Here is a 13212-nt window from a genome sequence, read left to right on the forward strand (position 1 = left end):
GACTAAAAAGCGGCACGCTTTCTGAAGTGAAGCCTTGGCGGCAAATCAATTACGACAGGAGCATTACATGAAAAGCGCAAAGGTTCTGGTGGCGGCAGCGGCAATCCTGGCAAGCGGACTGGCCAGTGCGGACGAGATTCTGGAAGTGCACAAGGACCGCGCCGTCGGTGGCGGCTTCGGTGGGCTCAGCGGCTTCATGATCGGGGCCGCAGCGGGCGGCCCGATCGGGGCGCTGATCTGTGGCGGGGTCGGTTATCTGATGGGGCAGGGCACGCAGCAGGCCGCCGGGCTGGAGCAGACGCTGTATGTGGTCAAGCGCGAGGATGGCAGCATCGCCCGCATCCGCACTTCGGATGACCGCTTTCTGCAGGGCCAGCACATCGAGCGCGATGGCGCGCGGGTCACCGCGTCGACCCGCTGATGCACGGCGGCTGGTCCGCCGGCCGTCGGATGGGGGATGATCGCGGCTGACCGTCATCGAGGAGGCACTGATGAGTTATTCCGTTCTGCATGTGGTGCATCTGCTGGCCGCGATCTTTTTCATCGGCACGCTGTTCTTCGAGGTGATGATCCTCGGCCGTATCCGTCAGCAGATCGGCGAGCAGACCATGCCGCTGGTGGAGCGCGCCGTAGGTGCGCGCTCGCGGGTAGTGCTGCACTGGGTGGTCCTGTTCGTCTACGGCGCCGGTATCGGCCTGGCCTGGTATCACCGCCAGGCGCTGGCCAATCCGTTCGCCAGCAGCTTCGCCACACAACTGACGCTGAAGATCGTGCTGGCGGTCGGCGTGTTTCTCACCTTCGGCCTGGTGGCCGTGCTGCTGCGCAAGGGGCGGATGACGCCGGCACGCTACCGGACGCTGCACTGGGCCATCTTCCTGCAGATGATCGGCATCGTGCTGCTGGCCAAGGGCATGTTCTACCTGCACTGGTAGTCGACGCCGCCTTCATCCGTCCGGCGCCTTAGCAGGTCCGCCGCGCGGGGTGATGATTCCGGTCAAGTTTGCCGGCGCTTTTCGTGGTGCTTATCGGGGCCGATTCAGTGGCTGCAGTCTCGTTGCGTTCGCCGTATCGGCGACTAAGGTGGCTGCATCCATTCCAGTCAGCAGAGGTCTGCCATGAACTTCGCCTACAGCCCGCGTGTGGAGGCCCTGCGGCAGCAGCTGCAGGCCTTCATGGACGACCACATCGTGCCGCGCATCGGCGCCTGGCACGCGGAAGTCGCTGCCGGCCAGTACCCCGTGTCGTTCATGGAGGACCTGAAGGCGCTGGCGCGGGAGGAGGGACTGTGGAACCTGTTCCTGCCATCGCTTGGCGAAGACGAGCCGGGCACCGGGCTGAGCAACCTTGAATACGCGCCGCTGGCGGAGATCATGGGGCGCGTGCACTGGGCTTCCGAAGTGTTCAACTGCAACGCGCCGGACACCGGCAACATGGAGCTGCTGCACCTGTTCGCCACGCCTGAGCAGCGCCAGCGCTGGCTCGAGCCGCTGCTGAACGGCGAGATCCGCTCGGCCTTCGCCATGACCGAGCCGGACGTGCCGTCTTCCGACGCCACCAACATCCAGACGCTGATCCGCCGCGACGGCGACGACTACGTGATCAACGGACGCAAGTGGTTCATCACCAACGCCTCGCATCCCAACTGCAGGCTCCTGATCGTCATGGGCAAGACCGATCCGGACGCCGAGACTCATCAGCAGCAGAGCATGATCCTGGTGCCGTTCGACACGCCCGGTGTCGAGCTGGTGCGCAACATTCCGGTGATGAACCACATCGCCCCGGAAGGCCACAGCGAACTGCTGCTGCGCAACGTGCGCGTGCCGGCGAGCAACCTGCTCGGCAGGGAAGGCGACGGCTTCATGATGGCCCAGGCGCGCCTCGGGCCTGGGCGCATCCACCACTGCATGCGCTCGATCGGCATGGCCGAGCTGGCCCTGGAGCTGATGGTCGAGCGCTGCCAGGAGCGCAAGGCGTTCGGCAAGTACCTGCAGCAGTATTCCAATGTCGCCGACTGGATCGCCGAGTCGCGCATCGAGATCGAGCAGGCGCGCCTGCTGGTACTCAAGACCGCCTGGATGATCGACGAGGTCGGCGCCAAGGCCGCGCGCAAGGAAATCTCGATGATCAAGGCGCTGGTGCCGCGCATGCACACCAGCGTGGTCGACCGCGCGATCCAGGTCTACGGCGCGATGGGCCTGACGCCGGACACGCCGCTGGCCGACATGTGGACCGGCGGCCGCGCGCTGCGCTTCGCCGATGGCCCGGATCAGGTGCATCTGCGCAGCATCGCGAAAATGGAAATCAAGGCCAGTGAAGCCAGCCGCGGTGCCACGGCGGCTTATCTAACCCCGCCGGGTCGTCACTGATCGTGACTGCTGCTGGCCGCGCGACGCCAAGGCGCGCGGCCTATCTCCGTTCGCGCGCATGCTCCGTCCTGTGCGCTAGCTTGCGTCTCTCTCCTACTGGCCTAGGCTAGTCATAACAACGTCTTTGTTCACGGTCATGGTGTTCTTTGACATGGGACAACGAAACCAGTCGCCGGGGGAGTCCTTGATTGCAATCAAGGGGAGGGATGTAGACGCTCACCTACCATCCGCTTACGCCAACCGTACAAGCAGGTAATTCGATGGCTTCCCGTGAAATCTGGTCGCTGGCCGGTACGTTCAGTACCTGGGTCAAGGGCTTTGTCATTCTGCTGATCCTGAGCGTCTGCGCATCGTCGCTGCAGGCCAGGGAATATGAAGCCGAGCAGCAGCGCCTCGACAAGTTCTTCCCCGGTGCCAGTCTCTCGTCAGCCGAGGGCGACTATCAGGTCCGCACGATCACCAAGGGTGACGAGGTACTCGGCTACGCCTTTCAGTCCATCAATGTGGTGGACATTCCCGCCTATTCCGGCAAACCCATCAACATGCAGGTGCTGCTCGATCCGCAGGGTGTGATCGTCGATGCCTATGTGCTTGAGCACCATGAACCGATCCTGCTGATCGGCATTCCCGAACAGAAACTGCACGACTTCAACGCCAAGTACCAGGGCATCCGGGCCGACCAGCGCGTGGTGGTCGGTCGCTCCAGCGACAGCAATGCTGTGACCATCGATGCCGTGACCGGCGCCACCGTGACCGTGATGGTGGTCAACGAGATCGTCATGCGCGCCGCCCATGAGGTGGCCGTCTCGCTGGGCCTGATCGAGGGGGGCGGCAACGCGCGGCCGAAGATCGCCAGCGTGCGCCAGGACGTCTACCAGCCGGCCAACTGGACCGAGCTGACCGGCAGTGGCGCGATCCGGCGTCTGCACCTGACTCGCGGGCAGATCGACGAAGCCTTCAAGGGCACCGAGGCCGAAGGCATCGACGAGGCCACCGCACAGACCGCCGACGAGACCTTCATCGACCTCTACGCCGCGGAGCTGAACCCGCCGACCATCGGCCGCAACCTGCTGGGCGACAATCAGTACCGCTTCCTGATGGAAGAGCTCAAGCCGGGCGAGCACGCCATCGCCGTGCTGGGCAGCGGCGAGTATTCGTTCAAGGGCTCGGGCTACGTGCGCGGCGGCATCTTCGATCGGGTCCAGCTGCGCCAGTTCGGCGACATCATCAGCTTCCGCGACCTCGACTTCCAGCGTCTGAACGATATCTACCTCGACGGCGCGCCGCGCTTCAGCGAGATGGCGATCTTCATCGTCCGCGAGGCTGCCCGCTTCGATCCGGGCTCGCCCTGGGTGCTGGAGTTGCTGGTGCGCCGCCAGACCGGCCCGGTGAGCGGCGTGTTCACCAGCTTCGAACTGCCCTACCAGATGCTCGAGGACTACATCGAGCGGCCGCAGCCCACCGCCGAGGAACTGGCTGCCATTGAGGAAGCCAATCGGCCGATGTGGGTCAACATCTGGTACCAGAAGAGCTTCCAGATCGGCGTCATCCTCGCCGCCCTCGGCCTGCTCACGGTGATCCTCTTCCTGCAGGACACCTTCACCCAGCGGCCGCGCTTCCTGCACTGGCTGCGCCGCGGCTACCTGGTGTTCACCGTGGTGTTCATCGGCTGGTATGCGCTGGGGCAGCTGTCTGTGGTCAACGTGCTGACCTTCGTCCACGCGCTGTTCCAGGACTTCCGCTGGGAGCTGTTCCTCTCCGACCCGGTGATCTTCATCATCTGGACCTTCACCGCCGCCACCATCCTGCTCTGGGGCCGCGGTGTGTTCTGCGGCTGGCTGTGTCCGTTCGGCGCGCTGCAGGAGCTGATCAACGAAGCCGCACGCAAGCTGAAGATTCCGCAGTACGAGCTGCCCTTCGCGGTGCACGAGCGGCTTTGGGCCATCAAGTACATCGTCCTGCTGGTGCTGTTCGGCATCTCCCTCGAGTCGATGATGATGGCCGAGAAGGCCGCCGAGGTTGAGCCGTTCAAGACCGCCATCACCCTCAAGTTCGACCGCCAGTGGTGGTTCGTCGCCTACGCGGTGTTCCTCCTGGTCATCAACATCTTCACCCGCAAGGTGTACTGCCGTTACGTCTGCCCGCTGGGCGCGGCGCTGGCGATCCCGACCAAGCTGCGCCTGTTCGACTGGCTCAAGCGCCGCAAGGAGTGTGGCAGCCCCTGCCAGCTCTGCGCCAAGGAATGCGAGATCCAGGCGATCCATCCCGACGGCCATATCAATGCCAACGAGTGCCACTACTGCCTCGATTGCCAGATGACCTACCACAACGAGCACAAGTGCCCGCCGCTGGTGAACAAGAACAAGCGCAAGAAGCGCGACAAGAAGGCGCCGGCATCCGCCGAGCTGATTCCCGTAGTGCAAGTGGTGGAACCCTGAGCCATCGCCCCGGCGAGGTGCTCGATCGAGTGTGTTTGAAGCAGATGTCCCAAAGGAGCAAAACCCCATGAGCGACAAGAGCAAGAACAACCCCGAGGCGCTGGAGAAGGGCGGCATCAGCCGTCGTAACTTCCTCGGCGCCAGTGCGGTGACCGGCGCGGCCGTTGCGGCCACCGCCTTCGGCGGCGCGGTGATGACCCGCGAATCCTGGGCCGCCGCGGTCAAGGATGCGCAGCAGAACATCCACGTCGGTCCCGGCGAGCTGGATGACTATTACGGTTTCTGGAGCGGCGGCCACCAGGGCGAGGTGCGCGTGTTGGGCATCCCGTCCATGCGCGAGCTGATGCGCATCCCGGTGTTCAACGTCGACTCCGCCAGCGGTTGGGGCCTGACCAACGAAAGCCGCGCGATCATGGGCGACAGCGCCAAGTTCCTCAACGGCGACTGCCACCACCCGCACATCTCCATGACCGACGGCAAGTACGACGGCAAGTACGTGTTCATCAACGACAAGGCCAACACCCGTGTCGCGCGTATCCGCCTGGATATCATGAAGTGCGACAAGATGATCACCATCCCCAACTGCCAGGCCATCCACGGTCTGCGTCTGCAGAAGGTGCCCTACACCAAGTACGTGTTCGCCAACGCCGAATTCGTCATCCCGCACCCGAACGACGGCAAGGTCTTCGACCTGCAGGATGAAAACAGCTACACCATGTACAACGTCATCGATGCCGAGAAGATGGAAGTCGCTTTCCAGATCATCGTCGACGGCAACCTCGACAACACCGATGCCGATTACACCGGCCGCTTCACCGCAGCCACCTGCTACAACTCGGAGAAGGCCTACGACCTGGGCGGCATGATGCGCAACGAGCGCGACTGGGTCGTGGTGTTCGACATCGAGGCGGCGGAGAAGGCGGTCAAGGCCGGCAAGTTCATCAATCTCGGCGACTCCAAGGTGCCGGTGCTCGATGGCCGCAAGAAGGGCGACAAGGACAGCGAGTTCACCCGCTACATCCCGGTGCCGAAGAACCCGCACGGCTGCAACACCTCGTCCGATGGCAAGTACTTCATCGCCAACGGCAAGCTGTCGCCGACCGTATCGATGATCGAGATCGCCAAGCTGCCCGACCTGTTCGCCGGCAAGATCAAGGATCCACGCGACACCATCGCCGCGGAAGTGGAACTGGGCCTCGGCCCGCTGCACACCACCTTCGACGGTCGCGGCAACGCCTACACCACGCTGTTCATCGACAGCCAGGTGGTGAAGTGGAACATGGCCGACGCGGTACGCGCCTACAAGGGCGAGAAGGTCGAGTACATCAAGCAGAAGCTCGATGTGCACTACCAGCCGGGCCACATTCATGCCTCGCTCTGCGAAACCAGCGAAGCCGACGGCAAGTGGCTGGTGGCGCTGTGCAAGTTCTCCAAGGACCGCTTCCTGCCCACCGGGCCGCTGCACCCCGAGAACGACCAGCTGATCGATATCTCCGGCGACGAGATGAAGCTGGTGCACGACGGCCCGACCTACGCCGAGCCGCACGACTGCATCATGGCCCGTCGCGACCAGATCAAGACCAAGAAGATCTGGGACCGCAACGACCCGTTCTTCGCCCCCACCGTGGAAATGGCGAAGAAGGACGGCATCAACCTGGAAACCGACAACAAGGTCATCCGCGACGGCAACAAGGTCCGCGTCTACATGACCTCCATGGCGCCGAGCTATGGTGTTCAGGAGTTCACCGTCAAGCAGGGCGACGAGGTCACCGTGACCATCACAAACCTCGACCAGATCGAGGACGTGTCCCACGGCTTCGTCATGGTCAACCACGGCGTGAGCATGGAGATCAGCCCGCAGCAGACCTCCTCGATCACCTTCGTCGCGGACAAGCCGGGCCTGCACTGGTACTACTGCAGCTGGTTCTGCCACGCGCTGCACATGGAGATGGTCGGCCGCATGCTGGTCGAACCGGCCTGATGCCGGGGCCGGCCCCGCTGACCAGGGGCCGGTTCGCTGTAACGGTCACGGGCCCGGCCTTGCGGTAGGGCCCGTCCAGAATTTCTGCCTGAACGCTGAAGAAGGTAAACGTCGTGCTCAGAAATCAGGCGCCTCATTCGTTTCAGCTGATCGCCGGATGCGCGCTGGCCCTGCTGGCCGGGCTCGCCCAGGCGGCACCGCAGCCGATCCGCGACCTGCCGCTGCAGGCCATGGGCGAACAGCGCTGGCGTTTGCCTGCCGGTGAATATGCCGGACAGTTCCGCATCGACGAGTCGCTGCAGCTCATCTGCGAGCCAGGCGCGGTGCTCGATGCCCAGGGCCAGGGCAACGTGCTGACCATCGCCGCCAGTGATGTGCAGGTCGAAGGCTGCACGCTGCGCAACTGGGGACGCGACCTCACCGCCATGGACTCGGCCGTGTTCATCCTGCCGGAGGCCGAGCGTGCAGCCATCCGCAACAACCGCATGCAGGGCCCGGGCTTCGGCGTGTTTCTCGATCGCGCCGTGCAGGCCGAGGTGAGCGGCAACCGCATCGACGGCGACGCCAGCGTGCGCTCGCAGGATCGCGGCAACGGCATTCACCTGTTCGCGGTGAAGGGCGCGCGCATCCTCGGCAACCAGGTCCGCGACGTGCGCGATGGCATCTACATCGATACCTCTCATGGCAACCACATGGAGGGCAACCTCATCGAGGATGTCCGCTACGGCGTGCACTACATGTTCGCCAACGAAAACAGCCTCATCGACAACATCACCCGTCGCACCCGTACCGGCTACGCGCTGATGCAGAGCCGCAAGCTGATCGTCACCGGCAACCGCTCCGAGCAGGACCAGAACTACGGCATGCTGCTCAACTACATCACCTACTCGACCATTCGCGACAACTTCGTCAGCGACGTGCGCAGCGGGTCGACCGGCGACAGCATGATCAGCGGTGGCGAGGGCAAGGCGCTGTTCATCTACAACTCGCTGTTCAACAGCATCGAGAACAACCATTTCGAGAAGAGCGCGCTGGGCATCCACCTCACCGCCGGCTCCGAGGACAACCGCATCAGCGGCAATGCCTTCGTCGACAACCGCCAGCAGGTCAAGTACGTCGCCAGCCGCACCCAGGAATGGTCGGTGGACGGCCGCGGCAACTACTGGAGCGACTACCTGGGCTGGGATCGCAACGACGATGGCCTGGGCGACGTCGCCTACGAGCCCAACGACAACGTGGACCGTCTGCTCTGGCTGTATCCGCAGGTACGTCTGCTGATGAACAGCCCGAGCATCGAGGTGCTGCGCTGGGTGCAGCGCGCCTTCCCGGTGATCAAGTCGCCGGGTGTCCAGGACAGCCATCCACTGATGCGCCTGCCCACCGAAAAACTCCTATCCGCCAAGCAGGAACCAACGTCATGAACGCCGTCGAGATCCAGGGCGTAAGCCAGCGTTACGGCAGCATGACCGTGCTGCACGATCTGAACCTGACCCTTGCCGAAGGCGAGGTGCTGGGGCTGTTCGGCCACAACGGCGCCGGCAAGACCACCAGCATGAAACTGATCCTCGGCCTGCTCGCGCCCAGCGAAGGGCAGGTTAAGGTGCTTGGCCGCGCGCCGAACGATCCGCAGGTGCGCCGCCAGCTCGGCTATCTGCCGGAGAACGTCACCTTCTATCCGCAGCTCAGCGGCCGCGAAACCCTGCGCCACTTTGCTCGCCTCAAGGGCGCGGCGCTAAGCCAGGTGGATGAGCTGCTCGAGCAGGTCGGCCTGGCCCATGCTGCCGACCGTCGGGTGAAGACCTATTCCAAGGGCATGCGCCAGCGTCTCGGCCTGGCCCAGGCGCTGCTCGGCGAACCGAAGCTGTTGCTGCTCGACGAGCCCACCGTCGGCCTCGACCCGATCGCCACTCAGGATCTGTACCTGCTGATCGACCGCCTGCGCCAGCGCGGCACCAGCATCATCCTCTGCTCTCATGTGCTGCCGGGTGTCGAGGCCCACATCAATCGTGCGGCGATCCTGGCCAAGGGCCGCCTGCAGGCCGCAGGCAGCCTGGCGCACCTGCGTGCCGAGGCCGGTCTGCCGGTGCGCATCCGTGCCAGCGGCATCAGCGAGCGTGACAGCTGGCTGCAGCGCTGGGCCGCTGCCGGGCACAGCGCCCGCGGCCTCAGCGAGTCGAGCCTGGAGGTGGTGGCGGTCAACGGCCACAAACTGGTGCTGCTGCGTCAGCTGCTGGGCGAGGGGGAGCCGGAGGACATCGAGATCCACCAGCCGTCGCTGGAGGATCTTTATCGTTACTACATGGAGCGCGCCGGCGACGTGCGCGCCCAGGAGGGTCGGCCATGAACCAGGTCTGGAACATCGCGCGCAAGGAACTCAGCGACGGCCTGCGCAACCGCTGGTTGCTCGCCATCAGCCTGCTGTTCGCCGTGCTCGCAGTGGGCATCGCCTGGCTCGGCGCCGCGGCCTCCGGGCAGCTGGGCTTCACCTCGATCCCGGCGACCATCGCCAGCCTGGCCAGCCTGGCCACCTTTCTGATGCCGCTGATCGCGCTGCTGCTGGCCTATGACGCCATCGTCGGCGAGGACGAAGGCGGCACCCTGATGCTGCTGCTGACCTACCCGCTGGGCCGCGGGCAGATCCTGCTGGGCAAGTTCGTCGGCCACGGGCTGATCCTGGCTCTGGCGGTGCTGATCGGCTTCGGCTGTGCCGCGCTGGCCATCGCCCTGCTGGTGGACGGCGTCGAGCTGGGCCTGCTGCTCTGGGCGTTCGGTCGCTTCATGATCTCCTCTACGCTGCTCGGCTGGGTGTTCCTCGCCTTTGCCTACGTGCTCAGCGGCAAGGTCAACGAGAAGTCCAGCGCCGCGGGCCTTGCGCTGGGCGTCTGGTTCCTCTTCGTGCTGGTCTTCGACCTGGTGCTGCTGGCGCTGCTGGTGCTCAGCGAAGGCAAGTTCAATCCGGAGCTGCTGCCCTGGCTGCTCCTGCTCAACCCCACCGACATCTACCGGCTGATCAACCTGTCCGGCTTCGAGGGCAGCGGCAGCGCCATGGGCGTGCTGTCGCTTGGGGCGGACCTGCCGGTGCCGGCGGCCATGCTCTGGCTGTGCCTGCTGGCCTGGGTCGGTGTCTCGCTGCTGCTGGCCTACGGCATCTTCCGCCGGCGCCTGGCCTGACCTTTCACGAATCGAGGAGAACGCCATGAACACTTTGCATCGCATCGGCGCCGGCGCCGTCTTCGCCCTGCTGCTGGGCCTCGGCCTGGCCGGCTGCGGCGAGCAGGAGGAGGTCCGGCAATCGCTCGAGCCGGTGGCCTTCCATGCCAGCGACGAGTGCCATGTCTGCGGCATGATCATCAGCGACTTCCCCGGGCCCAAGGGTCAGGCGGTGGAGAAGGGCGGGGTGAAGAAGTTCTGTTCCACCGCCGAGATGCTGGGCTGGTGGCTGCAGCCGGAGAACCGCCTGCTCGAGGCCCGGCTGTATGTGCACGACATGGGCCGCAGCGTCTGGGAACATCCGGACGACGGTCATCTGATCGACGCAACCAGCGCCTACTATGTGGTCGGCACGACGCTCAAGGGCGCCATGGGCGCGTCGCTCGCCAGCTTCGCCCAGGAGCAGGACGCCCAGGCCTTGGCGAGCATGCACGGCGGCCGTGTGCTGCGCTTCGAAGAGATCGATCAGGCGCTGCTGCAGGAAGCGGCGAGCATGCAACATGGCGGCATGCACGGGCACCTGTCCGACGATGCACACGGCGCGCATGCGGGGCACTGAGCCCCGGACAGTGACGACCAGTCTTCCGACACTTGCGAGGTAACACAATGATGGGTATCAGCGTCTGGCAACTTCTGATCATTCTTCTGATCGTGGTCATGCTGTTCGGCACCAAGCGCCTGCGTGGCCTGGGCTCCGATCTGGGCAGCGCGATCAGCGGGTTCCGCAAATCGGTGAGCGAAGGCGAGACCGCCGCCCATACCGAAACGGTGAAGCAGGAACTCAAGTAGCCGTCATCTCCGAAGCAGCCCGTCCGGCCGCGCCACGGCATCTGGACGGGCTACCTCGGGCACCTCGTGCCCGCCGCCACCTGCCTCCGCACGATCAGCTGCGTCGCTTCGCACCGCCATGGTGCGCCTGGCTGCGGCCCTTGCCCGCCGATCGTCACTTTCCCGCCCCCTCGGAAAAAAGCTGATTGCAATCAAGTCTGCCGAGGGCACCTACCCTGTAGAAAGTAATCCTGGCTCCCGGATTCGGGAGCGGTCATCGAGTCCGGCGCGTCGCGGTTGTCGCAGCCGGGCGCAGAACGTCTGGAGGCCCTTCCGTGCAAGTTATCGATCGGCGAAAAGCCCTGAGTATCGCGCCCATCTGGCGGCTCGCATTTCGCCCGTTCTTTCTCGCCGGCAGCGTTTACGCGTTGCTGGCGATCCCGCTCTGGGTGGCGACCTGGACTGGCCATTGGCCTGGCTTCCAGCCCACCGGCGGCTGGCTGGCCTGGCACCGCCACGAGATGCTGTTCGGCTTCGCCATGGCCATCGTCGCCGGTTTTCTGCTCACCGCCGTGCAGACGTGGACCGGGCAGATCGCGCCGTCCGGCAATCGCCTGATGGGGTTGGCGCTGCTCTGGCTGGCGGCACGCCTGGGCTGGTTGTTCGGCCTGCCGGCCGAGTGGCTGGCCCCGCTGGATTTGCTGTTCCTGCTGGCCCTGGCCTGGATGATGGCGCGCATGCTCTGGGCCGTGCGGCAGAAGCGCAACTACCCGATCGTGGTGGTGCTGGCGCTGATGTTCGGTGCCGATCTGCTGGTGCTGACCGGCCTGCTGCAAGGCAGCGATGCCCTGCAGCGCCAGGGTGTGCTGGCCGGTCTGTGGTTGGTCGCAGCGCTGATGGCACTGATCGGCGGCCGCGTGATCCCGTTCTTCACCCAGCGTGGGCTGGGCAAGCTCGAGGCGGTCAAGCCCTGGGTCTGGCTGGACGTCGCCCTGCTGGTAGGCACCGGTGTGATCGCTCTGCTGCACGCCTTCGGCCTAGCCATGCGCCCGCAACCTTTGCTGGGGCTGCTGTTTGCCGCCATCGGTGTCGGCCACCTGCTGCGCCTGGCGCGCTGGTACGACAAGGGCATCTGGAAGGTCGGCCTGCTCTGGTCGTTGCACGTGGCGATGCTCTGGATGGTGGTCGCGACCTTCGGCCTGGCGCTCTGGCATTTCGGCCTGCTGGCGCAGTCCAGCCCGGCGCTGCACGCACTGACGGTCGGCTCCATGAGCGGACTGATCCTGGCGATGATCGCCCGGGTGACCCTCGGCCATACCGGCCGGCCTTTGCAGCTGCCGGCGGGGATCGTCGGGGCCTTCGTCCTGTTCAACCTGGGCACGGCGTCGCGGGTGTTTCTCTCGGTCGCCTGGCCGGTGACCGGTCTGTGGCTGGCGGCGATCTGCTGGTCGCTGGCCTTTGCCCTCTATGTCTGGCGCTACGCGCCGATGCTGCTGGCCCCGCGCGTGGATGGCCACCCGGGCTGAACAGCGGCACCTGAAACCGGAGCAGGTGCCGCGCATCTGCCCGTCCAACAGCCAACCCAAAACCCGCTGCCTCCGCGAGGCAGCCTGTGACTCGGCGTGCGTCGAGCTCGGAGATGATGATGAAAAGCGAGTTTCAGGATCGCCTGGCCGTGGTCACCGGTGCCAGTTCCGGAATCGGTCTGGCCCTGTGCGCAGCCTTGCTGCAGCGGGGCGCGCGGGTGCTGGCGATGTCGCGCAGCCTCGGCGGGCTCGAGACCATGCTGGAAACCCATGCCGAACAGCTGCAGTGGCTGCAAGGCGACGTGACGTCTGCCGACGACCTGGCGCGGCTGGCCCGCCGTGCTGCGCAACTGGGAACGGTGCACTACCTGGTACCCAACGCCGGCATCGCCGAACTCGCCGACGGGCTGGACATGGCTGCCTTCGACCGGCAGTGGGCGGTCAACGGCGCCGGCGCGCTGAACACCTTCGCCGCGTTGCGCAACGAGCTGGCCAAGCCCGCCTCGGTGGTATTCATCGGCACCTTCCTGATCCGCTCGGCATTCCCCGGCCTTGGCGCCTATATCGCCAGCAAGGCGGCGCTGGCCGCGCAGATGCGCACCCTGGCGGCGGAATTCGCACCACTGGATGTGCGCCTGAACATGGTGTCGCCGGGGCCGACCGCCACGGCGATCTGGGGCACGCTGGGGCTCAGCGACGACCAGCTCGAAGCGGTCGCCGATGGCGTCACCAAGCGCCTGCTGCCGGGGCATTTCCTCGAATCGGCGGCGGTGGCCAACGTGATTCTGTTCCAGCTGTCCCAGGGTGCGCGCGGTGTGTTCGGCCAGGACTGGGTGGTGGACAACGGTTACACCATCAGCTGACGGAGGTGACCGATGTGGTTCGAAAGCAAGCGCGCGCTACGCCAGCGTGACGAACTCGCT

The 13212-nt window shown here is 65.2% G+C and carries 12 protein-coding genes; all 12 read left to right on the top strand.

The window, feature by feature from the left end; genetic code table 11:
- Window positions 1-67 precede the first annotated feature (67 nt).
- Window positions 68-421, top strand: coding sequence for a hypothetical protein (locus VF716_RS11880; RefSeq protein WP_011914577.1), 354 nt, complete (start codon window positions 68-70; stop codon window positions 419-421).
- A 70-nt stretch (window positions 422-491) separates the two neighbouring features.
- Window positions 492-932: a CopD family copper resistance protein gene (locus tag VF716_RS11885; protein WP_011914576.1), complete on the top strand. Its 441-nt coding sequence runs from the start codon at window positions 492-494 to the stop codon at window positions 930-932.
- A 183-nt stretch (window positions 933-1115) separates the two neighbouring features.
- Window positions 1116-2366 (top strand): acyl-CoA dehydrogenase family protein, encoded by a 1251-nt coding sequence (locus VF716_RS11890; RefSeq protein ID WP_011914575.1) that lies wholly within the window; start codon window positions 1116-1118, stop codon window positions 2364-2366.
- Window positions 2367-2626: 260 nt separating this feature from the next.
- Window positions 2627-4804: a transcriptional regulator NosR gene (gene nosR / locus VF716_RS11895; protein ID WP_013984000.1), complete on the top strand. Its 2178-nt coding sequence runs from the start codon at window positions 2627-2629 to the stop codon at window positions 4802-4804.
- A 67-nt stretch (window positions 4805-4871) separates the two neighbouring features.
- A complete protein-coding gene (gene nosZ / locus VF716_RS11900) occupies window positions 4872-6785 on the top strand; it encodes a TAT-dependent nitrous-oxide reductase (protein ID WP_020305981.1) in 1914 nt (637 codons plus the stop codon).
- A gap of 113 nt (window positions 6786-6898) precedes the next feature.
- Window positions 6899-8206: a nitrous oxide reductase family maturation protein NosD gene (locus VF716_RS11905; protein WP_014597695.1), complete on the top strand. Its 1308-nt coding sequence runs from the start codon at window positions 6899-6901 to the stop codon at window positions 8204-8206.
- Window positions 8203-9129 (top strand): ABC transporter ATP-binding protein, encoded by a 927-nt coding sequence (locus VF716_RS11910; protein WP_049340487.1) that lies wholly within the window; start codon window positions 8203-8205, stop codon window positions 9127-9129. Before VF716_RS11905 ends, VF716_RS11910 begins: the two co-directional genes overlap by 4 nt.
- Window positions 9126-9956: an ABC transporter permease gene (locus VF716_RS11915; protein ID WP_013983996.1), complete on the top strand. Its 831-nt coding sequence runs from the start codon at window positions 9126-9128 to the stop codon at window positions 9954-9956. Before VF716_RS11910 ends, VF716_RS11915 begins: the two co-directional genes overlap by 4 nt.
- Before the next feature lie 25 nt (window positions 9957-9981).
- Entirely contained in the window at window positions 9982-10554 is a 573-nt protein-coding gene (locus tag VF716_RS11920; RefSeq protein ID WP_013983995.1) for a nitrous oxide reductase accessory protein NosL, read from the top strand.
- A gap of 47 nt (window positions 10555-10601) precedes the next feature.
- Window positions 10602-10784 carry a twin-arginine translocase TatA/TatE family subunit gene (tatA, locus tag VF716_RS11925; RefSeq protein ID WP_013983994.1) on the top strand — a complete coding sequence of 61 codons (183 nt, stop codon included), beginning with the start codon at window positions 10602-10604 and terminating at the stop codon, window positions 10782-10784.
- Window positions 10785-11098: 314 nt separating this feature from the next.
- A complete protein-coding gene (locus VF716_RS11930; protein WP_440552717.1) occupies window positions 11099-12289 on the top strand; it encodes an NnrS family protein in 1191 nt (396 codons plus the stop codon).
- A gap of 119 nt (window positions 12290-12408) precedes the next feature.
- Window positions 12409-13152, top strand: coding sequence for an SDR family NAD(P)-dependent oxidoreductase (locus VF716_RS11935; protein ID WP_011914566.1), 744 nt, complete (start codon window positions 12409-12411; stop codon window positions 13150-13152).
- Window positions 13153-13212: the final 60 nt, after the last annotated feature.

The sequence above is a fragment of the Stutzerimonas sp. Brlt_14 genome (genome assembly GCF_051948915.1).
Classification (GTDB): domain Bacteria; phylum Pseudomonadota; class Gammaproteobacteria; order Pseudomonadales; family Pseudomonadaceae; genus Stutzerimonas; species Stutzerimonas stutzeri.